Annotated in this window: 20 protein-coding genes; 2 read left to right on the top strand and 18 right to left on the bottom strand. The window is 59.7% G+C overall.

Features of this window, described 5'->3' with window-relative positions; all coding sequences use genetic code 11:
* Positions 1-276: 276 nt before the first annotated feature.
* From tilS to rpsB, 18 genes are all read right to left on the bottom strand, one after another.
* A complete protein-coding gene (gene tilS, locus GKKCFE_RS04110; protein WP_445577514.1) occupies positions 277-1,578 on the bottom strand; it encodes a tRNA lysidine(34) synthetase TilS in 1,302 nt (433 codons plus the stop codon).
* Between the two features lie 131 nt (positions 1,579-1,709).
* Complete coding sequence (locus GKKCFE_RS04105; RefSeq protein WP_047227574.1) at positions 1,710-2,657, bottom strand: acetyl-CoA carboxylase carboxyltransferase subunit alpha; 948 nt, start codon at positions 2,655-2,657, stop codon at positions 1,710-1,712.
* 151 nt (positions 2,658-2,808) lie between these two features.
* The gene (gene dnaE / locus GKKCFE_RS04100; protein WP_445577513.1) at positions 2,809-6,330 is read right to left on the bottom strand and encodes a DNA polymerase III subunit alpha; all 3,522 of its coding nucleotides are present in this window, start codon (positions 6,328-6,330) and stop codon (positions 2,809-2,811) included.
* A 96-nt stretch (positions 6,331-6,426) separates the two neighbouring features.
* Positions 6,427-7,071, bottom strand: a complete 645-nt coding sequence (gene rnhB / locus GKKCFE_RS04095) for a ribonuclease HII (RefSeq protein WP_417694108.1) — start codon at positions 7,069-7,071, stop codon at positions 6,427-6,429.
* An 11-nt stretch (positions 7,072-7,082) separates the two neighbouring features.
* Positions 7,083-8,213, bottom strand: a complete 1,131-nt coding sequence (lpxB, locus tag GKKCFE_RS04090) for a lipid-A-disaccharide synthase (RefSeq protein ID WP_417693776.1) — start codon at positions 8,211-8,213, stop codon at positions 7,083-7,085.
* A gap of 2 nt (positions 8,214-8,215) precedes the next feature.
* The gene (gene lpxA / locus GKKCFE_RS04085; RefSeq protein ID WP_047227570.1) at positions 8,216-8,992 is read right to left on the bottom strand and encodes an acyl-ACP--UDP-N-acetylglucosamine O-acyltransferase; all 777 of its coding nucleotides are present in this window, start codon (positions 8,990-8,992) and stop codon (positions 8,216-8,218) included.
* Positions 8,989-9,429, bottom strand: a complete 441-nt coding sequence (gene fabZ, locus GKKCFE_RS04080; RefSeq protein WP_047227569.1) for a 3-hydroxyacyl-ACP dehydratase FabZ — start codon at positions 9,427-9,429, stop codon at positions 8,989-8,991. The genes lpxA and fabZ overlap by 4 nt, the downstream gene beginning before the upstream one ends.
* A 108-nt stretch (positions 9,430-9,537) precedes the next feature.
* Positions 9,538-10,593, bottom strand: a complete 1,056-nt coding sequence (gene lpxD / locus GKKCFE_RS04075) for a UDP-3-O-(3-hydroxymyristoyl)glucosamine N-acyltransferase (protein ID WP_139051055.1) — start codon at positions 10,591-10,593, stop codon at positions 9,538-9,540.
* Between the two features lie 3 nt (positions 10,594-10,596).
* Positions 10,597-11,100 carry an OmpH family outer membrane protein gene (locus tag GKKCFE_RS04070; RefSeq protein WP_047227567.1) on the bottom strand — a complete coding sequence of 168 codons (504 nt, stop codon included), beginning with the start codon at positions 11,098-11,100 and terminating at the stop codon, positions 10,597-10,599.
* 45 nt (positions 11,101-11,145) lie between these two features.
* The gene (bamA, locus tag GKKCFE_RS04065) at positions 11,146-13,521 is read right to left on the bottom strand and encodes an outer membrane protein assembly factor BamA (protein ID WP_139051056.1); all 2,376 of its coding nucleotides are present in this window, start codon (positions 13,519-13,521) and stop codon (positions 11,146-11,148) included.
* A 74-nt stretch (positions 13,522-13,595) separates the two neighbouring features.
* On the bottom strand, positions 13,596-14,948 hold the full coding sequence (gene rseP / locus GKKCFE_RS04060; RefSeq protein ID WP_316912671.1) for an RIP metalloprotease RseP: 1,353 nt from the start codon (positions 14,946-14,948) through the stop codon (positions 13,596-13,598).
* 52 nt (positions 14,949-15,000) lie between these two features.
* Positions 15,001-16,191: a 1-deoxy-D-xylulose-5-phosphate reductoisomerase gene (gene ispC / locus GKKCFE_RS04055; protein ID WP_076386735.1), complete on the bottom strand. Its 1,191-nt coding sequence runs from the start codon at positions 16,189-16,191 to the stop codon at positions 15,001-15,003.
* Entirely contained in the window at positions 16,188-16,994 is an 807-nt protein-coding gene (locus GKKCFE_RS04050) for a phosphatidate cytidylyltransferase (protein WP_047227564.1), read from the bottom strand. Before GKKCFE_RS04050 ends, ispC begins: the two co-directional genes overlap by 4 nt.
* Positions 16,994-17,749: a polyprenyl diphosphate synthase gene (uppS, locus tag GKKCFE_RS04045; RefSeq protein WP_047227563.1), complete on the bottom strand. Its 756-nt coding sequence runs from the start codon at positions 17,747-17,749 to the stop codon at positions 16,994-16,996. The genes GKKCFE_RS04050 and uppS overlap by 1 nt, the downstream gene beginning before the upstream one ends.
* A 13-nt stretch (positions 17,750-17,762) precedes the next feature.
* On the bottom strand, positions 17,763-18,320 hold the full coding sequence (gene frr, locus GKKCFE_RS04040) for a ribosome recycling factor (RefSeq protein ID WP_047227562.1): 558 nt from the start codon (positions 18,318-18,320) through the stop codon (positions 17,763-17,765).
* The gene (gene pyrH / locus GKKCFE_RS04035; protein WP_024779012.1) at positions 18,317-19,060 is read right to left on the bottom strand and encodes a UMP kinase; all 744 of its coding nucleotides are present in this window, start codon (positions 19,058-19,060) and stop codon (positions 18,317-18,319) included. The genes frr and pyrH overlap by 4 nt, the downstream gene beginning before the upstream one ends.
* A 210-nt stretch (positions 19,061-19,270) precedes the next feature.
* Complete coding sequence (tsf, locus tag GKKCFE_RS04030; RefSeq protein ID WP_047227561.1) at positions 19,271-20,137, bottom strand: translation elongation factor Ts; 867 nt, start codon at positions 20,135-20,137, stop codon at positions 19,271-19,273.
* A gap of 191 nt (positions 20,138-20,328) precedes the next feature.
* On the bottom strand, positions 20,329-21,066 hold the full coding sequence (gene rpsB, locus GKKCFE_RS04025) for a 30S ribosomal protein S2 (RefSeq protein WP_003198231.1): 738 nt from the start codon (positions 21,064-21,066) through the stop codon (positions 20,329-20,331).
* 349 nt (positions 21,067-21,415) lie between these two features.
* Here rpsB and map point away from each other — a divergent pair, with 349 nt between their 5' ends.
* Positions 21,416-22,198: a type I methionyl aminopeptidase gene (map, locus tag GKKCFE_RS04020; RefSeq protein WP_047227560.1), complete on the top strand. Its 783-nt coding sequence runs from the start codon at positions 21,416-21,418 to the stop codon at positions 22,196-22,198.
* Positions 22,199-22,240: 42 nt separating this feature from the next.
* Entirely contained in the window at positions 22,241-24,943 is a 2,703-nt protein-coding gene (locus GKKCFE_RS04015) for a [protein-PII] uridylyltransferase (RefSeq protein ID WP_316912670.1), read from the top strand.
* The last annotated feature ends 75 nt before the right edge of the window (positions 24,944-25,018 follow it).

Raw genomic sequence — 25,018 nt, 5'->3', positions numbered from 1 at the left:
TAAAGCGGTCCGAGCCGCCGGGGAAAGCGAAGGAAGGCCGAAGCCCCCGATCACCTGCATTAATCACAGTGCACCTTTCAAAAAAACCGCCGCGTTGGGACAGACCGGAAGTGAAATCACCGGTACGTTGCTCGCTACACATTTTTTGGAATCGCCCAGCAAAGACTGCTTGGTAATCGGCAACTCCTGCAATTCAGGCGAATCCACAGAAGTTGTATCAAGAAGGGAGCGTAGTCTACCGGAAAGCCCCTTTCAGCTCAAACCCAGATCTTGGTTTCATGGCTGCCAGATCAGTTGCCAGTTGCCATCAATGCCGCTGTCGAGTCCTGGTAAGCCAGCCACTGCCAGCAATTGCTCGTCCCGATACAGCAGCGGCAATCGACCGCGCGCAAACGCCGGCACGCCTCTTTCGTTGAGCAAACGCTTGAGGTCCCGGTGACCACGACCAGGCAACATCATGGCTTCACCTCCCTGACGATAGCGGACGCAGAGCGGTCCGTCGGGCATTTTACCGTCGAGGGTCACCGTGCCGTTGTCTGGCAGGGTCAATGCTTGAGCAGTCAGCGTCCATTCTACGGGGCCTGCAGCCGGTCGCAGCCAGCGGTCGGATAACCACCAGACGCGCCCGCCGGCGCGGTGCAGTTCACCACCGGCCAGCCGCCAGATCGGCCGGGCATCGTCCGCTGCATCGCGCAACGAGTCCCAGCCAGACCAATGATCGCTGTCGGGCAGCGTTGTCATCGAAACCAGCCAATGACTCAACGCATTACGCTGACGGGCCGGCGACAAGGCTCGCAACGGGGCCAACTCAAGCGACCGCAACCCAAGCCAGTCGAACGCGCTGGGCGTGATGGCTCGGTGCAGATCGATTCGCGCCAGGTCATCCAGCAAGCCTTGGGCCTCACTCAGGTGCGCAGCGCTGCGGGCGAAGGTCGTCGAGGCTTGGGGCCACTGCTCGGTCAATACCGGGAAAACTCGCTGGCGCAGGAAATTGCGCGCGTACCGGTGATCGTCGTTGGAAGGGTCTTCGATCCAGTTCAAGCCCTGTTGCGTCGCGTAGGCTTCCAGCTCCGCCCGGGACACATCGAGCAAGGGTCGCAGCAAGTACCCCTGGCCCAGAGGACGCTGCCGAGGCATCGCCGACAAGCCCCTCACCCCTGCCCCACGCAACAAACGAAACAACAGGGTTTCAGCCTGATCGTCGCGATGTTGACCGGTGAGCAGCACTTCATTGCTGTGAAGCAGCGCCTCGAAGGCAGCATAACGCGCCTCCCGGGCGGCACGCTCGACGCTGGCGCCGGCCGGGACTTGCACGTTCACTACTTCAAGCGGCACCCCAAGGGCCTTGCAGACCGAGTGACAATGGTCCGGCCATGCATCGGCCACAGCCTGAAGGCCATGATGGACGTGGACAGCACGTAACGGTGGCAGGGCTTCATTTTTGGAGAGAGACGCGAGCAGGTGCAGCAGGACGGTGGAATCGAGGCCACCGGAGAAGGCGATGCGCCAGGTGACGGCGTTGCGCCAGGGGGATAGCTGTGTGAGGAGCCGGGTTGGCAGATCCGCGCTTGAGTTCATAGGAGTCAGCCTTGGCACAAACAACTGTGGGAGCGAGCCTGCTCGCGATGGCGGTATATCAGTCAACTCATTTGTTGAATGTTAAACCGTATCGCGAGCAGGCTCGCTCCCACATGGGTATTGCGGTCGGATCAGAGACCGTAGCTCATCAGCCGCTCATAGCGACGGGCCAGCAGCGCCTCGTTGTCGAACTTCTTGAGCATCGACAGTTGCGAGCTCAGCTCGGCACGAATCAGCGCCGCAGCCGCGGCCGGATCACGATGAGCGCCGCCTACAGGCTCGCTGATCACTTTATCCACGATACCCAGGCCTTTGAGACGCTCAGCGGTGATGCCCATGGCTTCGGCGGCATCCGGCGCCTTCTCGGCGGTTTTCCACAGAATCGAGGCGCAGCCTTCCGGCGAGATCACCGCGTAGGTGGAGTATTGCAGCATGTTCAGCTGATCGCAGACACCAATGGCCAGCGCACCGCCGGAACCGCCTTCGCCGATCACGGTGGCGATGATCGGGGTTTTCAGTCGTGCCATTACGCGCAGGTTCCAGGCGATCGCTTCGCTCTGGTTGCGCTCTTCGGCGTCGATGCCCGGATAAGCGCCCGGCGTGTCGATGAAGGTCAGGATCGGCATCTTGAAGCGCTCGGCCATTTCCATCAGGCGGCACGCCTTGCGATAGCCTTCCGGACGCGGCATGCCGAAGTTGCGGCGCACCTTTTCGCGGACTTCGCGGCCTTTCTGATGGCCGATGACCATCACTGGCTGGTCGTCCAGACGGGCGACGCCACCCACGATCGCGGCGTCGTCGGAGAAATGCCGATCGCCGTGCAGCTCATCGAACTCAGTGAAGATGTGCTCGATATAGTCCAGGGTGTAGGGACGACGCGGATGACGCGCCAGGCGGGCGATCTGCCAGCTGGTCAGCTTGCCAAAGATGTCTTCGGTCAGCGTGCGGCTTTTGTCCTGCAGACGAGAGATTTCATCGCCGATATTCAGCGAATTGTCATTACCGACCAAGCGCAACTCTTCGATCTTGGCTTGCAGGTCGGCGATCGGCTGTTCGAAATCTAGAAAATTCGGGTTCATAGGCGTCCGTCTTGGGTCGACGTCCAAGAGAGCTTGGGCCGGCCGGTTGTCTATTCGCGCCCTACCTTAAGGGAGAGGCGCGTTCAGGTCGAGATTAAAAATTCGGGTCGAGATCAGGGCCGCTCCAAGGTTCAGGAGTGGCACCTGGCCGTCAACGGTATTGGAGGAAGACGTTGTCTTTGCCGAACTGGTCACGCAAGGCTTGAATCAACGCATCCGCCGGATCGATCCGCCAGCCTTCGCCGAACTGCAGCACAGCCTTGGCGTCGGGGCGCACGTACTCCATGGTAATCGGGCAAGCACCGCGATGGCGCTTGAACAACTCCCCCAGCCAGCGTAGCTGATCGCCCTTGAGATCCTGGGTCTGCAATTTCAGGCGCAGGCTCTCGGCCAGGTTGGTCCGGGCATCTTCCATGCTCATCACCCGTTTGACCCGCAGCCGCAGGCCACCGGAAAAATCGTCGTTGCTGACTTCGCCTTCCACCACAACCATCGCGTCAGTCTGCAACAGCGACTGGGCCGAATGGAACGCATCGGCAAACAACGACGCCTCGATGCGCCCGGAGCGGTCGTCGAGGGTGATAAAGCCCATCTTGTCGCCCTTTTTGTTTTTCATTACCCGCAGGGCAATGATCATACCGGCGACGGTCTGCGTGTCACGCGCCGGCTTCAGATCAATGATGCGCTGGCGGGCGAACCGGCGGATCTCGCCTTCGTACTCGTCGATCGGGTGACCCGTGAGGTACAGGCCCAAGGTGTCTTTCTCACCCTTGAGACGCTCCTTGAGCGTCAGCTCCTTGGCCTTGCGGTGATTACCGTAGACATCGGCATCTTCCTCGACAAACAACCCGCCAAACAGGTCGGCGTGACCACTGTCATGGGTCCGGGCGGTTTGCTCGGCGGCCTTGATCGCTTCTTCCATGGCCGCCAGCAGCACCGCGCGGTTGCGGTCGATGTTGGCCTGGTAGGCCTTGGGTTCATCCTGGAAGTACGGGCCCAGACGGTCCAATGCACCGCTGCGGATCAAACCGTCGAGGGTACGCTTGTTGATGCGTTTGAGATCGACCCGGGCGCAAAAATCGAACAGGTCCTTGAACGGTCCATCCTGACGGGCTTCGGTGATGGCTTCCACCGGCCCTTCACCCACGCCCTTGATCGCCCCCAGTCCATAAATGATGCGGCCTTCGTCGTTCACCGTGAACTTGAACTCCGAAGCGTTCACGTCCGGCGCGTCGAGGCGCAACTTCATGGTCCGCACTTCTTCGATCAAGGTCACGACCTTGTCGGTGTTGTGCATATCCGCCGACAGTACCGCGGCCATGAATGGCGCCGGGTAGTGGGCCTTCAGCCACGCGGTCTGGTACGACACCAGGCCATAGGCGGCCGAGTGGGATTTGTTGAAGCCGTAACCGGCGAATTTTTCCACCAAGTCGAAGATGTTACCGGCCAGGTCCGCATCGATGCCGTTGTTCGCACAACCCTCGATGAAACCACCGCGCTGCTTGGCCATCTCCTCAGGCTTTTTCTTACCCATCGCCCGACGCAGCATGTCCGCGCCGCCGAGGGTGTAACCGGCCATCACCTGGGCAATCTGCATCACCTGTTCCTGGTACAGGATGATGCCGTAGGTCGGCGCCAGTACCGGCTTGAGGCCGTCGTACTGATAATCCGGGTGCGGGTACGCCAGCTCGGCGCGCCCGTGCTTACGGTTGATAAAGTCATCCACCATGCCCGATTGCAGCGGGCCCGGACGGAACAGGGCCACCAGTGCGATCAGGTCTTCGAGGCAGTCGGGCTTGAGCTTTTTGATCAGCTCCTTCATACCCCGGGATTCAAGCTGGAACACCGCCGTGGTTTCGGCTTTTTGCAACAAGCTGTAGGTCGGCTTGTCATCCAGCGGAATAAACGCGATGTCCAGCGGCGCTTCGCCGACCTTGGCCCGATCACGGTTGATGGTTTTCAGCGCCCAGTCGATGATCGTCAGTGTCCGCAGGCCGAGGAAGTCGAACTTCACCAGGCCCGCCGCCTCGACGTCATCCTTGTCGAACTGGGTCACCAGGCCGTCGCCCTCTTCATCGCAATAGATCGGCGAGAAGTCAGTCAGCTTGGTCGGCGCGATCACCACGCCCCCGGCGTGCTTGCCAACGTTACGCACCACGCCTTCAAGCTTGCGGGCCATCTCCCAGATTTCCGCGGCTTCTTCATCGACCTTGATGAAGTCCCGCAGGATTTCTTCCTGCTCGTAGGCTTTTTCCAGGGTCATGCCGACTTCGAACGGGATCATCTTCGACAGACGATCCGCCAAACCGTAGGACTTGCCCTGCACCCGCGCCACGTCACGCACCACAGCCTTGGCGGCCATGGAACCGAAGGTGATGATCTGGCTCACCGCATTGCGACCGTACTTCTCGGCCACGTAATCAATCACCCGGTCGCGACCGTCCATGCAGAAGTCGACGTCGAAGTCGGGCATGGACACCCGTTCCGGGTTGAGGAAACGTTCGAACAGCAGGTCATATTCCAGCGGGTCGAGGTCGGTGATCTTCTGCACGTAAGCCACCAGGGAGCCTGCACCCGACCCCCGGCCTGGCCCCACCGGCACGCCGTTGCTCTTGGCCCACTGGATGAAGTCCATCACGATCAGGAAGTAACCGGGGAAGCCCATCTGGATGATGATATCCAGCTCGAAATTCAACCGGTCGACATAGACCTGGCGCTTGGCCTCGTAATCTTCGGTGGTGTCCTTGGGCAAGAGAACGCTGAGACGTTCGTCCAGGCCATCGAAGGACACCTTGCGGAAATACTCGTCGATGGTCATGCCATCGGGGATCGGGAAGTTGGGCAGGAAGTGCTTGCCCAGCTTCACTTCGATGTTGCAGCGCTTGGCAATCTCGACGGTGTTTTCCAGCGCTTCCGGCAGGTCGCTGAACAACTCGGCCATTTCCTCGGCGCTTTTGAGGTATTGCTGATCGCTGTAGTTTTTCGGACGACGCGGATCATCGAGCGCCCGGCCTTCACCGATACAGACGCGGGTTTCGTGAGCTTCGAAATCTTCCTGTTTGATGAAGCGCACGTCGTTGGTCGCCACCAGCGGCGCGCCGATCCGGTCGGCCAGGGCCACGGCGGCATGCAGGTGTTCTTCGTCGTTAGGGCGATTGGTGCGTTGCACTTCAATGTAGAAGCGGTCCGGGAACACCGCCATCCAATCGCGGGCCAGCACTTCGGCTTCTTCTGGATTGCCACTGAGCAGGGCCAGGCCGATTTCACCTTCCTTGGCCGCCGACAGCATGATCAAACCTTCATTGGCCTCAGCTACCCATTCGCGCTCGATGATGATCGAGCCGTTGCGCTGGCCATCGATAAAACCGCGGGAGATCAACTCGGTGAGGTTGCGGTAACCCACGGCGTTCATCACCAGCAGGCTGATGCGGCTCAGCGGCGCGTCCGGGTCTTTGTTCGACAGCCACAGGTCGGCCCCGCAGATCGGTTTGATCCCGGCGCCCATGGCATTTTTGTAGAACTTGACCAGCGAACACATGTTGTTCTGGTCGGTGACCGCCACAGCAGGCATGTTCATGCCCACCAGGGTCTTGACCAGTGGCTTGATCCGCACCAGGCCATCGACCAGGGAGTATTCAGTGTGCAGGCGTAGATGAACGAATGAAGCCGGCATAGTGATCCTGCGTTAAGTCATGAAAACAACAAGGCCCGGATTGTACCGAGCCTTGGGTAAAACATCAGCATGATTGCCTTGTCACAAAAGCCTGCATCAAGAGACCGTAGTCTGATGACTTACGATCAAACCCTCACGGGCTTCATAAGCCAGCCGCACCGGCGCGAACGAGCGCCGATGGATCGGCGTTGGCCCAAGGCGCGCCAGCGCTTCCAGATGAACGGGCGTCGGGTAGCCCTTGTGGCCGCCGATGCCGTAGCCTGGGTAAATCAATTCAAAGGCACTCATTTCCCGATCACGGCTGACCTTGGCCAGAATCGATGCCGCCGCAATGGCCGGCACCTTGCCGTCCCCCTGAACGACTGCTTCGGCGCGCATAGACAGCTTCGGGCACCGATTGCCATCGATCATCGCCAGTTTCGGGGTGATGTGCAGGCCTTCCACGGCACGCTGCATCGCAAGCATGGTGGCGTGCAGGATATTCAGCTCGTCGATCTCTTCCACTTCAGCCCGGGCAATGCACCAGCTCAGGGCTTTCTCACAGATTTCGTCGTAGAGCTTTTCACGACGGGCTTCGGTGAGCTTCTTGGAGTCGTTGAGGCCCAGAATGGGCCGGTTCGGGTCGAGAATCACCGCTGCCGTCACCACTGCGCCGCACAACGGCCCACGACCGACCTCATCAACACCGGCCACCAGTTCTTCAACTTCAGCCACCAGATTGAAGTCCAGGCCCATCTGCAATTTCACGTTACTCATGGTTTGGCGCCGATCAGGGTCAATACTGCGTCGGCGGCCTGGTTGGAGGCATCACGGCGCAAGGTACGGTGAATGTCATCAAAGCCCCGGGTCTGCTCCTGGCCACCGTCGATCAAGGGCGACAGCGTACGGGCCAGCGCATCGGCGGTTGCCTCGTCCTGCAGCAATTCAGGCACCAGCAAGCGCTGGGCCAACAGATTGGGCAAGGAGATGTAAGGGCTCTTGACCATGCGTTTGAGGATCCAGAACGTCAACGGCGCCAAGCGATAGGCGACCACCATCGGGCGTTTGTACAGCAACGCCTCAAGGGTAGCAGTGCCGGACGCAATCAACACGGCGTCACACGCAGCCAGTGCGAGATGAGAGCGGCCATCGAGCAATGTGACAGGCAGATCGCGCCCGGCCAGCAGTGCTTCAAGCTGAGCCCGTCGTTGCGGGCTGGCACAGGGCAGAACAAAACGCACGCCGGGACGCATCGCTCGCAGACGCTCGGCGGCGTCGAAGAACAAGCCTCCCAGGCGACTGACCTCGCCGCCACGGCTACCGGGCATCAAGGCCACCAGCGGGCCGTCGGGCAGGCCCAAGGTCTGACGCGCCGCGCCACGATCCGCTTCCAGGGGAATGGTATCGGCCAGGGTATGACCGACAAACCGCACCGGCACGCCCTTCTCTTCGTAGAATCGGGCTTCGAACGGCAGCAGCGTGAGCATCAGGTCGCAGCCTTCGCGGATTTTCAACACGCGCTTCTGCCGCCAGGCCCAGACCGAAGGGCTGACGTAGTGCACCGTCTTGATACCGGCCTGACGCAACTTGAGTTCGATATTAAGAGTGAAATCCGGCGCATCGATGCCGATGAACACATCCGGTTTTTCGTCGATCAGGGTGGCGATCAGCTTCTTGCGGCGAGCCAGCAGTTCGCGCAGCCGTCCGAGCACTTCAACCAGCCCCATCACCGACAGGCGCTCCATGGGGAAATATGACGTCAGCCCTTCGGCCTGCATCAAGGGGCCACCGACACCGATGAACTCCACTGCTGGGTGCTGCGCCTTGAGCGCGCGCATCAGACCGGCACCCAGAATGTCACCGGAAGCCTCTCCCGCCACCAGTGCTATACGCAAGTTAGCCATGGTTAGCGAGTGATGCCGCGAGTCGAGGACTGGATGGAGTCACGGAATATCGCGACTTCCGGGAACTGCGCCGAAGCCTCGGCCAGCTCGACAAGGGCCTGTTCGACGGTCAACCCCTGGCGGTACACAACCTTGTAGGCGCGCCGCAATGCCGTGATCGCCTCTTCGCTGAAACCACGACGGCGCATGCCTTCGAAATTCATACTGCGGGCTTCGGCCGGGTTACCGAACACAGTGACATAGGCCGGTACGTCCTTGCCGATGGCGGTGCCCATGCCCGAGAAGCTGTGGGCGCCGATATGACAATATTGATGGACCAAGGTGAAACCGGACAGGATCGCCCAGTCGTCCACATGCACGTGGCCAGCCAACGCGGTGTTATTGACCAGGATGCAATGGTTGCCAATGACGCTGTCATGACCGATATGGGCGTAGGCCATGATCAGGTTATGGTTGCCCAGAGTCGTTTCGGAACGATCCTGAACGGTGCCACGGTGAATCGTCACGCCTTCGCGGATCACGTTGTGATCGCCAATGACCAGCCGGGTTTCTTCACCTTTGTACTTGAGATCGGGCGTGTCCTCGCCTACCGAAGAAAACTGGTAGATGCGGTTGTGCCGACCGATCCGGGTCGGACCCTTGAGAACTACATGGGGCCCGATCACCGTACCCTCGCCGATTTCCACACCTGGGCCGATGATCGACCATGGGCCGACCTCGACATCGGCGGCCAGGACTGCCGCCGGATCGATGATTGCGCGAGGGTCAATCAAACTCATAGTTTGCGTTCCGCACAGATGATTTCAGCGGAGCAGACTGGCTTGCCGTCGACCGAAGCCTGGCATTCGAACTTCCAGATCTGGCGCTTGCAACTGATGAATGTGGCTTCGAGGATCAGCTGATCGCCCGGGGTGACCGGCTGGCGAAAACGCAGCTTGTCGGAGCCCACGAAGTAGTAAAGCGTGCCGTCGGCAGGCTTCACGTCGAGCATTTTGAAACCAAGGATCCCGGCAGCCTGAGCCATTGCCTCGATGATCAGCACGCCGGGCATGATTGGATGCGCGGGAAAGTGACCATTGAAGAACGGTTCGTTGATGCTGACATTCTTGTAGGCGCGAATCCGCTTGCCTTCAACGTCAAGTTCCACCACCCGGTCCACCAGCAGGAACGGGTAACGGTGAGGCAGGTATTCGCGAATCTCGTTGATGTCCATCATTTCGGGGGGAAGCCTATGTAAAGATTGGAAGCGCACGATCGACGCGCGCCCCTCTAGCAAATCAAGGAGGCAGTCTAGCGGCTGTGCACACTTGATATGGAAATGGTATCAGCCATCTGATGAAGCATTACCGTCAGGGGTCACGTCCCCTACACGCTTTTCCAACTGACGCAAACGCCGCGCGATGTCATCGAGCTGGCGGATTCGGGCCGCGCTCTTGCGCCATTCGGCCGCCGGTTGCATCGCCGTGCCGGAAGAATAAGCACCCGGCTCGGTGATCGAATGGGTCACCATGGTCATTCCGGTGAGGAATACGTTGTCACAAATATCAATGTGCCCCACCAGCCCCACACCACCGGCGAGCATGCAATGCTTGCCGATCCGGGTGCTGCCGGAAATGCCTACGCAGGCGGCCATGGCGGTGTGATCACCGACCTGGACGTTGTGAGCGATCTGAATCTGGTTGTCGAGCTTGACGCCATTGCCGATGACCGTATCAGACAGGGCACCACGGTCGATCGCGGTGTTGACACCGATTTCCACGTCATCACCGATGGTCACGCCGCCGATCTGGGCGATCTTTTGCCAGATCCCCTTCTCCTTGGCAAAACCGAAACCCTCACCGCCCAGTACCGCGCCCGACTGGATCACCACCCGCTTTCCGATACGCACGTCGTGATACAACGTGACCCGCGGAGCAAGCCAGCCACCCTCACCGATCTCGCAGCGCGCACCGATGAAGCAATGGGCGCCCAGCGTGACGCCCGGGCCGACCCGGGCGGCGCTTTCAATGACGACAAAAGGACCGATGCTGGCCGTGGGATCAACCACCGCATCCGCCGCGATGACCGCGCTGGGATGAATGCCGGGGGCCGACTTGGGCTTGGGGTCGAACAGGTGGGAAATCCGCGCATACGCCAGATAGGGATCCGGCACGATCAGCGCATCGCCTGCAAACCCGTCGGCATCGGCAGGCTTGAGCAACAGCGCTGCGGCCCGGCTGTCGGCCAAGTATTTGCGATATTGAGGATTTGCCAGGAAGCTCAACTGAGCTGGGCCAGCCTCTTGTAAAGTGGCTAGCCCAGTGATGACCTTCTCCGGGTCGCCACGCAGGGTGGCGCCGAGGAACTCAGCCAGTTGGCCGAGCTTGATAATCGCTGTCATGGATTACTTCAGCTGATTCATGCGCTCGATAACCTGGCGCGTGATGTCGTACTGGGGTTTGACGTCAATCACTGCACCACGCTCGAACACCAGGTCAAAACCACCTTTCTTGATGACTTCTTCCACCGCCCGGTCGAGCTTTGGCTTGAGCTGCTTGAGCATCTCGCGGTCGGCAACGGCTTTCGCTTCGTTCAGCTCCTTGGACTGGAACTGGAAGTCACGAGCCTTTTGCTTGAACTCAAGCTCCAGACGCTCACGCTCGCCCTGGGCCATTTTGTCGCCACCGGAGACCAGACGATCCTGGATACCCTTGGCGCTGCTCTCCAGGCTCTTGAGCTTGGTCAGTTGCGGGCCGAACTTCTTCTCGGCATCCACGGCGTATTTCTTCGCCGCGTCGGATTCCAGCAGGGCCATCTGATAGTTCAGTACGGCAATCTTCATGTCGGCAAAAGCCGGACCTGCGACCATCAAGGTCGCCAGGAGAACCAATTGAGTCAACTTACGCACGATGTACTCCTACAAAATCCATTGTCGTTATCTTGGGTCAGACGCTTAGAACGTCTGGCCGAGGGAGAATTGGAACACTTGGGTTTCAGCGTCATCCGGTTTCTTGATCGGCATCGCCAGGGCGAAGCTCAATGGACCGAGCGCGGTGACCCAGGTCACACCCACGCCCACGGAACTTGCCATGTTGCTCAGGCTGATGTCGTTGCACTTGGTATTGGACCTGGTGCCGTCGGCGTTGGTGGTGTCCTCGCACGAAGAGTCGAATACGTTACCCACGTCCCAGAATACCGAGGTACGCAAGGAGCGTTGATCCTTGACGAACGGCATCGGGAACAACAGCTCGACACCGCCCTGGATCAGGACATTACCACCGAACGGCAGCGGATCCTGGTCCGGATCACGTATGGTTCCCGGGTTGGTGCCCTTGCTTGGCGTACTGCGCGGGCCAAGGGTGCTGTCCTTGAAGCCACGGACCGAGTTGAAACCACCAGCATAGTAGTTCTCGTAGAACGGCAAGCCGTCGGTGGAACCATAACCGTCGCCATAACCCAGCTCAGTGTGCAGGCGCATGGTGTAATTATCAGACAGCGGCTGGAACAGTTGGCCACGATAGTCGAGCTTGAAGAACGAGAGGTCGCTGCCAGGGGTGGTAGTTTCCAATACCAGGCTCTGGGAACGACCACGGGTCGCCAGCACACCTTTGTTCAGGGTCGATTCGGACCAACCGACAGACGCCTTGAAGTTCAGGTACTTGTCGCCTTCCTTTTCAACGAAGTCAAAAATCTCGTCAACGGTATAACGCCCGGTGCTGATCTCGTCCTGCTGTGCGGTGAGACCGAACGTCAGACGCGAAGTCTCGCTGATTGGATAACCCACGTTTACGCCTGCACCCAGGCTATCCACGGCATAGCTGGAGATGTCGGAGTCGAGCTCATCATAGTCAGTGGTGCGATAGAAGGCGTTGTAGCCCAGGCTCACACCGTCAGCAGTCCAGTAGGGGTCCACGAAACCGAAGTTGTAGCGGGTCTGGTATTCGCTGCGGGTCAAGCCAACGCTGACCCGGTTACCGGTACCCAGGAAGTTGTTCTGGGTGATCGAACCACCGAGGATCAGGCCGGCGCTCTGGGCGAAACCGACGCTGGCGGTGATCGAGCCGGACGCCTGCTCTTCAACGCTGTAGTTCACATCGACCTGGTCATCGACGCCCGGTACTGCCGGGGTCTCGACGTTGACTTCCTTGAAGAAGCCCAGGCGCTCCAGACGGGTCTTGGACTGGTCGATCAGGTAGGTCGACGCCCAGCCACCTTCCATCTGGCGCATTTCACGGCGCAGCACCTCATCCTCGGACTTGGTGTTGCCACGGAAGTTGATGCGGTTGACGTAGGCACGCTTGCCCGGATCCACGGCGAAGGTGATGTCGACGGTATGGTCTTCATCGTGCGGTTGCGGCACGCCGTTGACGTTGGCGAAGGTGTAGCCCTCGTTACCCAGACGACGGGTGATCAGTTCGGAAGTGGTGGTCATCAGCTTGCGCGAGAACACCTGGCCCTTCTGCACCAGCAGCAGCGAGGTGACCTGGTCTTCCGGCACCTTCAGGTCGCCGCTGAGCTTGACGTCACGAACGGTGTACTTGTCGCCTTCGTTGACGTTGACGGTGATGTAGACGTGCTTCTTGTCCGGGGTGATGGACACCTGGGTCGAAGCGATATCCATGTTGATATAGCCGCGGTCCAGGTAGTAGGAACGCAGACGTTCCAGGTCACCGGAGAGCTTTTCACGGGCGTACTTGTCGTCGTTCTTGAAGAACGACAGCCAGTTGGTGGTCTTGAGTTCGAACAGGTCGATCAGGTCTTCATCAGGGAAAACGGTGTTGCCCACCACGTTGATGTGCTGGATCGCCGCCACCGTGCCTTCATTGATGTTGACCTTCAGGCCTACGCGGTTGCGCGGCTGCGGCACCACTTCGGTGTCGACGGTGGCCGAGTAACGGCCCTGGGCAACGTACTGGCGTTGCAGCTCGTTACGAACACCTTCGAGGGTGGCGCGCTGGAAGATCTCGCCTTCGGCCAGGCCGGACTGTTTGAGGCCCTTCATCAGGTCTTCAGTGGAGATCGCCTTGTTGCCTTCGATCTCGATACTGGCAACCGATGGACGCTCAACTACCGTGATGACCAGTACATTGCCATCACGACCCAGCTGGATATCCTGAAAGAAGCCGGTTTTGAACAGCGCGCGAGTGGATTCCACCAGACGCCGATCATCCGCCTGCTCGCCGACGTTTAACGGCAAGGCACCAAAGACACTACCCGCGGAGACCCGCTGGAGGCCATTGACGCGAATATCAGAGATAGTGAAGGACTCGGCGTGAACTTCGGCGATCATCAATACGGTGAGAACCGCAGTTAGCAGCAGACGTTTCATGAAGTCCTTTCTTATTCCAACTGGCAATAAACAAACTGCCGCAAAATGCGGCAGATTCGCAATTCAGCGAAGCGTTACAGACGACCCAGATCGTTGACCAAGGCAAGCAACATCACCCCGACCACCAAGCTGATACCGATCTGTATCCCCCAACCTTGCACCCTATCCGACAAGGGACGACCACGCGCCCACTCGATCAGATAAAACAACAAATGCCCCCCATCCAGTACCGGAATGGGCAGCAAATTCAGAACCCCCAGGCTAATGCTCAGATAAGCAAGGAAATTCAGGAAATCAGCGACGCCCGACTGGGCAGAAGCGCCCGCCACTTTAGCAATGGTTATCGGTCCACTCAAGTTTTTTACCGAGAGCTCGCCGAACAACATTTTCTTGAGCGAATCGAGGGTCAGGATGCTCATGGTCCAGGTACGACGCGCGCCCTCGCCAATCGCCGCCACAGGGCCGAAACTGACCTCGCGGATCATTTCCGGCGGCCAGTCGACAGCCTTGACGCCGGCACCCAGATAGCCGGTCGGCGCCTTGCTCTCGCCACGGGCGCCCAGGGTTACCGGGACGTCGATCGGCGCACCATCGCGCTCGACGCGCAGCACTATCTTGCTGTCCGGACGTACACGAACCGAATCGACCACCTGCTGCCAGTCACTGACCGGCAGGCCATCGAGCGCCAGCAGCCGATCACCGGTCTTCAGGCCTGCAGCCTGGGCCGGGCCTTTCGGGTCGAGTTCGGCGAGTATCGGCGGCAAGGCCGGACGCCATGGCTTGATCCCCAGGGAACGGATCGGATCCGGCTCGTCGGCGCCCTTGAGCCAGTTGTCCAGGATCAGTTCGCGAGGCGAATCCACCGTGGAACCCTGCTCGCGCACCATCAATTGCAACGAACCGCTCTCACCCAGGCGACGCACCAGTTGCAGGTTGACCGCCGCCCAGCCCGATGTCGGCTCCCCATCGATGGCAACGATTTCCTGCCCGACACCCAGCCCGGCACGGGCGGCGACGCTGCCGGCCTCCACCCCACCGATGACCGGACGCACCTGCTCGCTGCCCAGCATGGCCAGGGCCCAGAAAAAAACCATGGCCAGCAAAAAGTTGGCTATCGGCCCCGCCGCCACGATGGCAATACGCTGACGGACGGTCTTGCGGTTGAAGGATTGGTCGACCTGATCGGCCGGCACTTCACCTTCGCGCTCGTCGAGCATCTTCACGTAGCCGCCCAGCGGAATGGCGGCCACAACGAATTCGGTGCCCTTTTTGTCATGCCAGCGCAGCAGCGGCATGCCGAAACCGACGGAAAAACGCAGAACCTTGACGCCACAGCGCCGCGCGACCCAGAAATGACCGAATTCGTGAAAAGTGACCAACACCCCCAATGCAACCAGGGTGCCGACAATCATATAGAGCGCGCTCATCTGTTTTCTCCGCAATCCTGCCCAGGACAACCCTGGCTAACGTACCGCAGCCTCAACGCCCGTGGCGCTTCAACCATTGGCCCGCCAGCTCACGAGCCCTGGCGTCCGCCGTGAATACCGCATCGAGGTCATCGAGCGAAACCACAGCCTCGAGGTTCAAGACCTCCTCGATGATACTCGCGATCTCGAGGTAACGGACACGTCCGTCGAGAAACGCTGCAACCGCCACTTCATTGGCAGCATTGAGCATGGCCGGAGCACTGTTGCCTGCCTCAGCCGCTTGTCGCGCCAGACGCAGGCATGGAAAGCGCTGCTCATCAGGCGCCTGGAAATCCAGGCGGGCAATGGCGAACAGGTCCAGCGGCGCCACGCCCGAATCAATCCGCGCAGGCCAGGCCAGTGCATTGGCGATCGGAGTACGCATATCCGGGTTGCCCAATTGAGCCAGCACCGAACCGTCTATGTAATCCACCAGGGAGTGAATCACGCTCTGCGGGTGAATCACCACTTCCACCTGGGACGGCTTGGCATCGAACAACCAGCAGGCCTCGATCAGTTCCAGGCCCTTGTTCATCATGCTGGCCGAATCCACGGAAATCTTGCGCCCCATGGACCAGTTCGGGTGAGCACAAGCCTGCTCGGGTGAAACATGCACCAACTCTTCCAGCGGAGTCTGCCGGAACGGACCGCCGGAAGCCGTCAGCAAAATCCGCCGGACCCCCACTGCGCCCAGGCCGCGGGAAAAGTCCTGCGGCATGCATTGAAAAATCGCATTGTGCTCGCTGTCGATGGGCAGCAGCACCGAACCGCTTTTGCGCACGGCCTGCATGAACAGCGCGCCGGACATGACCAGTGCTTCTTTATTGGCCAGCAGGATTTTTTTACCTGCCTCTACCGCCGCTAGCGTTGGACGCAAACCCGCCGCGCCGACAATCGCCGCCATCACCGCGTCGACTTCAGGATCGGAGGCGACCTGACACAACCCTTCCTCCCCCACCAGCACACGGGTAGGCAAGCCTGCCGCGCGCAAGTCGTCCTGCAAGGCTCGGGCAACGCCAGCCTCAGGCACCACGGCGAAACGCGGGGTATGGCGTATGCACAGCGCCAGCAGCTCACTCAAGCGAGTAAAACCACTGAGGGCAAATACCTGATAGCGCTCCGGGTGACGGCCGATGACATCAAGCGTACTCAGGCCGATCGAACCGGTAGCACCCAGGACGGTAATTTGTTGAGGGCGACTCACGATGCCGCCATCCATAGCAACACGGCAAAGATCGGAATCGCAGCGGTCAGGCTGTCGATGCGATCCAGCACGCCACCATGGCCGGGCAGCAGATTGCTGCTGTCCTTGATGCCGGACTGACGCTTGAACATGCTTTCGGTCAGGTCGCCGACCACCGATACAAATACGATGAGAGCAGCCCCAAACAGGCCCATCAGCAACTGCCCGGCACTCCACTCCCGCACGACGCCGACCACCGCTGTGATCACCAGGCTCAAGGCCAGGCCTCCATAGACCCCTTCCCAGCTCTTGCCGGGACTGACCTTGGGAGCAAGCTTGCGCTTGCCAAACGCCCGTCCGGAGAAATAGGCACCGACATCCGCCCCCCAGACCAACACCATCACAGCCATGATCTGCCAGTTGCCCAACGGGCCTTGCTTGATCCAGATCAGCCCTTGCCAGGCCGGCAGCAGGATAAGCAGGCCAATCACCAGCTTCGCGGCAGCACCTGCCCAATGATGCGTGGTCCGCGGATAGGTCAACACCAGGAAGGTCGCCGTGGCCCACCACAATACCGCTGCCCCCAGAACCCAGGGCGCGATACCCGGCACCAGGTACATGACGAACAGCATCGCCGCCACGGCCACGGCATAGGCCACGCGCGCAGACTGCGCCGGGAAGCCCGCCAAGCGCGCCCACTCCCATGCCCCCAAGGTCACGACCAACCCGATGAACAGCGCGAAACTGGCACCTTCAAGCAGGAAGAATCCACCCAGGGCGATGGGCAACAGGATCAGAGCGGTGATGATTCGTTGTTTAAGCATTAAACCCGGGCTCCAGCTTCGATCTGCTCGCTCGTTTTACCGAAACGACGCTGACGGGAAGCGAAATCGGCCAGCGCCGTGCGCATGGCTTCGTGTTTGAAGTCCGGCCAGAACAGGTCGGAGAAATACAGCTCGGCGTAAGCCAGCTGCCAGAGCAGGAAGTTACTGATGCGATGCTCGCCACCGGTACGAATGCACAGGTCCGGCAACGGCAAGTCGCCAGTGGCCAGACAGGTCTGCAGCAGCTCAGGCGTGATGTCTTCCGGCCGCAAATGCCCGGCCTGGACCTCCCGCGCCAGCCGCTGGGCTGCCTGGGCGATGTCCCATTGGCCGCCATAGTTGGCGGCAATTTGCAGGACGAACCGATTGGCACCCGCCGTGGCGGCCTCGGCTTCGCGCATCGCAGCCTGCAACTCGGGATGAAAGCGCGAGCGGTCACCAATGATGCGCAGGCTGATGCTGTTGTCGTTGAGGCGCTTGGCCTCACGCCGCAGAGCCTTGAGGAACAGATCCATCAAGGCGCTGACTTCATCGGCCGGACGCTGCCAGTTCTCGCTGGAGAAGGCGAACAGGGTCAGCACCTCGACCCCGGCCTCGGCACACACCTCGATGACCGCGCGAACTGCATCGACCCCCGCCTTGTGCCCGGCCACGCCAGGCATAAAGCGCTTCTTGGCCCAGCGATTATTGCCATCCATGATGATCGCCACGTGACGCGGAATCGCAAACGGCACGGCCTGTTTGGTCTTTTCCATGAAAACGAGACCCTTATACGGCCATCAGGTCTTTTTCTTTCTGCGCCAAATCCGCATCGATCTTAGCCACGTACTTCTTGGTCAGATCATCAATCTCGCCAGCGGCGCGACGCTCTTCGTCTTCACTGATTTCCTTTTCCTTGACCAGATCCTTGAGCTGGCTGTTGGCATCACGACGGATGTTGCGCACGGCGACGCGAGCGTCTTCAGCCACATCACGGGCCTGCTTGGTGAAGCCCTTACGGGTTTCCTCGGTCAGGGCCGGCATGGAAATCAGCAGCAACTCACCCAGGTTGGTCGGGTTCAGGTTCAGGCCGGCACTGCCGATGGCCTTGTCGACCGCGCCCAGCATGTTGCGCTCAAAGGCAACGACTTGCAGGGTCCGGGCATCCTTGACGGTGATGTTGGCCACTTGCTTGATCGGCGTATCAGCGCCGTAGTACGGCACCATCACGCCTTCGAGAATGCTTGGGTGCGCCTGGCCGGTACGAATGCGACCGAAGTTGTGTGCCAGCGATTCCACGGATTTCTGCATGCGCTCTTGAGCGTCTTTCTTGATTTCGTTGATCATTGTTGTACTTCCTCGATCAGTGTTCCTTCGGCGCCGCCATGCACGATATTCAGCAGGGCGCCGGGCTTGTTCATGTTAAAGACGCGCAGCGGCATCTTGTGGTCGCGACACAGACAGATAGCCGTCAGGTCCATGACACCCAGCTTGCGATCCAGTACTTCATCGTAGGTCAGATGATCGAACTTCTCGGCATGCGGATCTTTGAACGGGTCAGCGGTATAGACGCCATCGACCTTGGTTGCCTTGAGCACGACATCGGCATCGATCTCGATCGCTCGCAGGCAGGCGGCCGAATCCGTGGTGAAGAACGGATTGCCGGTGCCGGCGGCAAAAATCACCACTTCCTTGGCATTGAGGTGGCGCATGGCTTTGCGGCGGTCGTAGTGATCGGTCACGCCGACCATGGAAATGGCCGACATTACGATGGCCGAGATATTGGCACGCTCCAGCGCATCGCGCATAGCCAGGGCGTTCATCACAGTGGCCAGCATGCCCATGTGGTCGCCCGTAACCCGATCCATGCCGGCCGCGCTCAGCGCTGCGCCGCGGAACAGGTTGCCGCCGCCGATGACTAGGCCGACCTGAACGCCAATTCCGACCAACTGGCCGACTTCCAGCGCCATGCGATCCAGCACTTTCGGATCGATCCCGAACTCTTCCGAGCCCATCAGGGCCTCGCCGCTAAGCTTGAGTAGAATGCGTTTATAGCGAGCCTGATAACCACTGCCCTGCTGAGCCATTGCGAATCTCTCCTGCGGCGTATTTTCAAAAATTCTTTCAGGCTGTTTGCAGCCTGCGTTCACTCTAGCTTGACGCTGACACAGCGCCATCGAAACACGGCTTTGTAAGCCAGTTCCGACAGGAAACCAATAAAAATCGGCATCCCATCCAAAAAGAGGCTGCGCGCGTAAGCGGGCAGCCTCTTCAGGGCGACAGTTAAAAAAACCGTCTTATTGCTTGGAAGCAGCCGCTACCTGAGCAGCAACTTCGTCAGCGAAGTTGTCGACTGGCTTCTCGATGCCTTCACCTACCGCAAAGCGAGTGAAGGAAACGATTTCAGCGCCGCCTTTCTTGGCCAGGGCACCCACGGTGATTTCCGGGTCCTTGACGAAAGCTTGCTCGACCAGGCTAGCTTCAGCCAGGAATTTGCTGATGCGGCCGCCGATCATTTTTTCAACGATTTCAGCTGGCTTGCCTTTCATCTTGTCTTCGTTGAGGCTCATGAACACGGCTTTTTCGCGTTCGATGGCTTCAGCGGAAACTTGCGATGGCAGCAGGAACTCAGGGTTGCTGGCCGCTACATGCATGGCGATGTCCTTGGCCAGTTCAACGGAACCGCCCTTGAGGACAACAGCAACACCGATCTTGTTACCGTGCAGGTAAGTACCGACCACGTCACCTTCAACGCGAGCCAGACGACGGATGTTGACGTTCTCGCCAGTTTTGCCGACCAGAACCAGACGATCAGCTTCACGAGCTTCGATCAGCGGAGCGACATCAGTCAGTTTGTCAGCAAAGGCTTTTTCGACGCTGGCAGCGACGAATGCCTTGAAGTCATCCTGCAGAGCCAGGAAGTCGGTCTGGGAGTTGACTTCCAGCAGAACGGCGACCTTGCCGTCGTCCTTGATGGCGATGGCGCCTTCAGCGGCGACGTTGCCAGCTTTCTTGGCAGCCTTGATGGCGCCCGAAGCACGCATGTCATCAATGGCTTTCTCGATGTCGCCGCCGGCCTTGGTCAAGGCCTTCTTGCAGTCCATCATGCCTTCGCCGGTACGCTCGCGCAGTTCTTTGACCAACGCTGCAGTAATCTCTGCCATTTCAAAATCCTCTTGGATAGGTTTTCAACCATTCCACCCGATTGAACGGGCGTGCAATTCTTCCCGAACCACCCTTGTTAGCCGCTGCACGTTACAGATGCTGTAGCTGCGCTGCTGACAAATGGTTTTCGAGGTGGCAAAAAGGGGGCCAAGCCCCCTTTTTGCTTACTGAGTCAACGCCAGGGCGTCAATTACTCAGCGGCTGCTGCCGGAGCTTCTTCAGCGAAGACTTCGGTGCCGCCATTAACATTGTTGCGACCACGGATAACAGCGTCAGCCATCGAACCCATGTACAGCTGGATGGCGCGGATGGCGTCATCGTTGCCTGGGATGATGTAGTCAACGCCTTCCGGGCTGCTGTTGGTATCGACAACGCCGATGACCGGGATACCCAGCTTGTTGGCTTCGGTGATCGCGATGCGCTCGTGGTCAACGTCGATCACGAACAGTGCGTCAGGCAGACCGCCCATGTCCTTGATACCGCCCAGGGAGCGGTCCAGCTTCTCAAGATCGCGAGTGCGCATCAGCGCTTCTTTCTTGGTCAGCTTGGCGAAAGTACCGTCTTCGGACTGCACTTCAAGGTCACGCAGACGCTTGATGGAAGCGCGAATGGTCTTGAAGTTGGTCAGCATGCCGCCCAACCAGCGGTGATCGACGTACGGCGAACCGCAACGTGCTGCTTCTTCAGCAACGATCTTGCCAGCGGAACGCTTGGTGCCGACGAACAGAATCTTGTTTTTGCCCTGGGCCAGGCGCTCTACGAAGGTCAGTGCTTCGTTGAACATCGGCAGGGTTTTTTCAAGGTTGATGATGTGGATCTTGTTACGCGCGCCGAAAATGTACTTACCCATTTTCGGGTTCCAGTAACGGGTCTGGTGACCGAAGTGCACACCGGCCTTCAGCATATCGCGCATGTTGACTTGGGACATGATAGTTCCTTGATAAGTCGGGTTTGGCCTCCACGTATCCCAATGACCAACCAGCGGCCTATATAAGCCGAAGGCACCCAGGTCATCGTGTCGACACGTGTGTGGATTTAAGCTTGCGGGGTCATCCCCGGAAAGCGGCGCATTTTATACCACAGCAAGGGCGAAAACGGAACACGGATTCTGAAACCCCTGTGGAAGGGGTTTTATCCCCTCGCCACAGAGTTCCATCCAGGCGATAGGGTTCATTGCGCTGATCGTCTGTTAGAATCGCCTCTTTCAGGGCCGCGCTGCTCATCATCCGCCGCCTATTTCGTTTTGAACAGCGCCGCCGGGCGCAGAGAGAGCCTGTATGACCGTCACCCTCAAGACCCCCGAGGACATCGCAAAAATGCGTGTCGCCGGCAAACTCGCCGCCGACGTGCTGGAAATGATTGCCGAACACGTCAAGCCGGGCGTTACCACCGAAGAACTGGACCGGATCTGCCACGACTACATCGTCAACGAGCAGAAAGCCATCCCTGCCCCGCTCAACTATAAAGGCTTCCCCAAGTCGATCTGCACCTCGATCAACCACGTGGTCTGCCACGGCATCCCCAACGAAAAACCGTTGAAGGATGGCGACACCCTGAACATCGACGTTACCGTCATCAAGGATGGCTACCACGGTGACACCAGCCGCATGTTCCATGTCGGCAACGTGCCGGAATGGGCCCAGCGCCTGTCGAAAGTCACCCAGGAATGCATGTACATGGCCATCGAACTGGTGAAACCGGGCTGCCGCCTGGGAGACATCGGTGAGGTGATCCAGAAACACGCGCAGAAGAACGGCTTTTCGGTGGTGCGCGAATTCTGCGGCCACGGTATCGGCAAAGTGTTCCATGAAGAACCGCAGATCCTGCACTACGGCCGTGCCGGCACCGGCATGGAGCTGCAAGCGGGCATGACCTTCACCATCGAGCCAATGATCAACCAGGGTCGCGCCGACACCAAGGTACTGGGCGACGGCTGGACCGCCATCACCAAGGACCGCAAGCTGTCGGCCCAGTGGGAACATACCTTGCTGGTTACCGAGACTGGGTACGAGATCTTCACCCTGCGCAGCGATGACACCATCGCTCGCGTTTCCGCCTGATCCACAACCCAGCTATAGATAGAAAGAAAGGAAAGCCATTCGATGCCGCAGGTGGATCCCGAACTCTTCGACCGCGGCCAGTTCCAGGCTGAACTGGCCCTGAAGGCAAGCCCCATATCGGCCTTCAAGAAGGCGATCCGCCAGGCTCATGAAGTGCTCGACCAGCGCTTTCGCAGTGGCCGGGATATTCGCCGGCTGATCGAAGACCGTGCCTGGTTCGTCGATAACATCCTGCAAAAGGCCTGGGAGCAGTTCAACTGGAGCGAAGATGCCGACATTGCCCTGGTGGCGGTGGGCGGCTATGGGCGCGGTGAGCTGCACCCTTACTCCGACATCGATCTGCTGATCCTGCTGGACAGCGCCGACCATGAAGTTTTCCGCGACTCCATCGAGCGTTTCCTGACACTGCTGTGGGACATCGGCCTGGAAGTCGGTCAGAGCGTGCGCTCGGTGCAGGAATGCGCCGACGAGGCCCGCGCCGACCTGACGGTGATCACCAACCTAATGGAAAGCCGCACCATCGCCGGTCCCGAGCGCCTTCGCCAGCGTATGCTCGAAGTCACCAGCACCGCGCACATGTGGCCCAGCAAGGACTTTTTCCTGGCCAAGCACGCCGAACAAAAGGCCCGCCACCATAAGTACAACGACACCGAATACAACCTGGAACCCAACGTCAAAGGCTCCCCTGGCGGATTGCGGGACATCCAGACCATCCTGTGGGTTGCCCGTCGCCAGTACGGCACCCTGAACCTGCGCGCCCTGGCTGGCGAAGGCTTCCTGGTGGAAAGCGAAAATGCCCTGCTGGCCTCGTCCCAGGAATTCCTGTGGAAAGTGCGATACGCCTTGCACATGCTTGCCGGGCGCTCCGAAGACCGCTTGCTGTTCGATCACCAGCGCTCCATCGCGGGCTTGCTGGGTTTCGAGGGCCAGGATGCCAAGCAGTCCATCGAAAACTTCATGCAGCAGTACTACCGGGTGGTGATGAGCATCGCCCAGCTCAGCGAACTGATCATCCAGCACTTCGAAGAGGTCATCCTCGCCCCCGAAGACGAAGAACCGCCGCAGCCGATCAACTCACGCTTCCAGCTCCACGATGGTTACATCGAAGCGCGCAACGCCAATGTATTCCGCCGTACGCCGTTCGCCATGCTGGAGATTTTCGTGCTCATGGCCCAGCAGCCGGAAATCAAGGGGGTGCGCGCCGACACCATTCGCCTGCTGCGGGAAAACCGTCATCTGATCGATGACGACTTCCGCCACGATATCCGCAACACCAGCCTGTTCATCGAGCTGTTCAAGTGCAGGATCGGGGTGCATCGCAATCTGCGGCGGATGAACCGCTACGGCATTCTGGGGCGCTACCTGCCGGAGTTCGGTTTCATCGTCGGTCAGATGCAGCACGACCTGTTCCACATCTATACGGTCGATGCCCACACGCTGAACCTGATCAAGCACCTGCGGAAGTTGCAATACACCCAGGTATCGGAAAAATTCCCGCTGGCCAGCAAGCTCATGGGCAAGCTGCCCAAGCCCGAACTGATCTACATGGCGGGGCTTTACCACGACATCGGCAAGGGTCGCCAGGGCGACCACTCCGAGATCGGCGCGGTGGATGCCGAGGCGTTCTGCCAGCGCCATCAACTGCCGGTATGGGACAGCCGGCTGATCGTCTGGCTGGTGCAGAATCACCTGGTGATGTCGACCACCGCCCAGCGCAAGGACCTGTCCGACCCGCAGGTGATCCACGACTTCGCCCAGATCGTCGGTGATGAAACACGTCTGGATTACCTCTACGTGCTGACCGTGGCCGATATCAATGCCACCAACCCGAGCCTGTGGAATTCCTGGCGCGCCAGCCTGTTGCGCCAGCTCTACACCGAGACCAAGCGTGCCCTGCGCCGCGGCCTGGAAAACCCGGTGGACCGCGAAGAGCAGATCCGTCGCACCCAAACTGCCGCCCTGGACATCCTGGTGCGCGGCGGCACCGATCCGGACGACGTCGAACAGCTCTGGTCGCAGTTGGGCGATGACTATTTCCTGCGCCACACTGCCGGCGACGTCGCCTGGCACAGCGACGCGATTCTGCAGCAACCGGCCGATGGCGGGCCGTTGGTGCTGATCAAGGAAACCACCCAGCGCGAGTTCGAGGGCGGCACGCAGATTTTCATCTACGCCCCGGACCAGCACGACTTCTTCGCCGTGACTGTGGCGGCGATGGACCAGCTCAACCTCAACATTCACGACGCCCGGGTCATTACCTCCAGCAGCCAGTTCACCCTCGACACCTACATTGTGCTCGACACCGATGGCGATTCGATTGGCGACAACCCGACGCGGGTCAAACAGATCCGCGACGGTCTCACCGAGGCCCTGCGCAACCCGGCGGATTACCCGACCATCATCCAGCGCCGGGTCCCGCGCCAGCTCAAGCACTTCGCCTTCGCTCCCCAGGTAACGATCCACAACGACGCCCAGCGTCAGGTCACGGTGCTGGAGCTCAGCGCCCCGGACCGCCCTGGCCTGCTGGCGCGGGTCGGGCATATATTCCTGGAGTTCGACCTGTCGTTGCAGAACGCCAAGATCGCCACCTTGGGCGAACGGGTGGAAGACGTGTTCTTCATCACTGACGCGCATAACCAGCCGCTGTCCGATCCGCAGCTGTGCAGCCGCTTGCAGGACGCGATTGTCCGGCAGTTGAGCGTCAACCAGGAACCTGATGCCAACCTGACGCGTATCAATATCTGAATCAACGCTCCCCCTGTGGGAGCGAGCTTGCTCGCGATAGCGACGGAACATCCGGCATCGATTCTGCTGACCCAC

This window comes from Pseudomonas sp. E141, from assembly GCF_052659885.1.
Note: the sequence above shows the minus strand (reverse complement) of the source record. Positions and strands in the feature narration are given on the sequence as shown.

Bases quoted from the DNA above. Each gene is read 5' to 3' on its own strand.
- uppS (WP_047227563.1), bottom strand. From the start codon at position 17,749: ATGGAAAAGACCAAACAGGCCGTGCCGTTTGCGATTCCGCGTCACGTG.
- tilS (WP_445577514.1), bottom strand. From the start codon at position 1,578: ATGAACTCAAGCGCGGATCTGCCAACCCGGCTCCTCACACAGCTATCC.
- tsf (WP_047227561.1), bottom strand. From the start codon at position 20,137: ATGGCAGAGATTACTGCAGCGTTGGTCAAAGAACTGCGCGAGCGTACC.
- GKKCFE_RS04050 (WP_047227564.1), bottom strand. From the start codon at position 16,994: ATGCTTAAACAACGAATCATCACCGCTCTGATCCTGTTGCCCATCGCC.
- fabZ (WP_047227569.1), bottom strand. From the start codon at position 9,429: ATGATGGACATCAACGAGATTCGCGAATACCTGCCTCACCGTTACCCG.
- dnaE (WP_445577513.1), bottom strand. From the start codon at position 6,330: ATGCCGGCTTCATTCGTTCATCTACGCCTGCACACTGAATACTCCCTG.
- map (WP_047227560.1), top strand. From the start codon at position 21,416: ATGACCGTCACCCTCAAGACCCCCGAGGACATCGCAAAAATGCGTGTC.
- lpxA (WP_047227570.1), bottom strand. From the start codon at position 8,992: ATGAGTTTGATTGACCCTCGCGCAATCATCGATCCGGCGGCAGTCCTG.
- GKKCFE_RS04015 (WP_316912670.1), top strand. From the start codon at position 22,241: ATGCCGCAGGTGGATCCCGAACTCTTCGACCGCGGCCAGTTCCAGGCT.
- lpxD (WP_139051055.1), bottom strand. From the start codon at position 10,593: ATGACAGCGATTATCAAGCTCGGCCAACTGGCTGAGTTCCTCGGCGCC.
- pyrH (WP_024779012.1), bottom strand. From the start codon at position 19,060: ATGGCTCAGCAGGGCAGTGGTTATCAGGCTCGCTATAAACGCATTCTA.
- GKKCFE_RS04105 (WP_047227574.1), bottom strand. From the start codon at position 2,657: ATGAACCCGAATTTTCTAGATTTCGAACAGCCGATCGCCGACCTGCAA.
- lpxB (WP_417693776.1), bottom strand. From the start codon at position 8,213: ATGGCTAACTTGCGTATAGCACTGGTGGCGGGAGAGGCTTCCGGTGAC.
- frr (WP_047227562.1), bottom strand. From the start codon at position 18,320: ATGATCAACGAAATCAAGAAAGACGCTCAAGAGCGCATGCAGAAATCC.
- rpsB (WP_003198231.1), bottom strand. From the start codon at position 21,066: ATGTCCCAAGTCAACATGCGCGATATGCTGAAGGCCGGTGTGCACTTC.
- rseP (WP_316912671.1), bottom strand. From the start codon at position 14,948: ATGAGCGCGCTCTATATGATTGTCGGCACCCTGGTTGCATTGGGGGTG.
- bamA (WP_139051056.1), bottom strand. From the start codon at position 13,521: ATGAAACGTCTGCTGCTAACTGCGGTTCTCACCGTATTGATGATCGCC.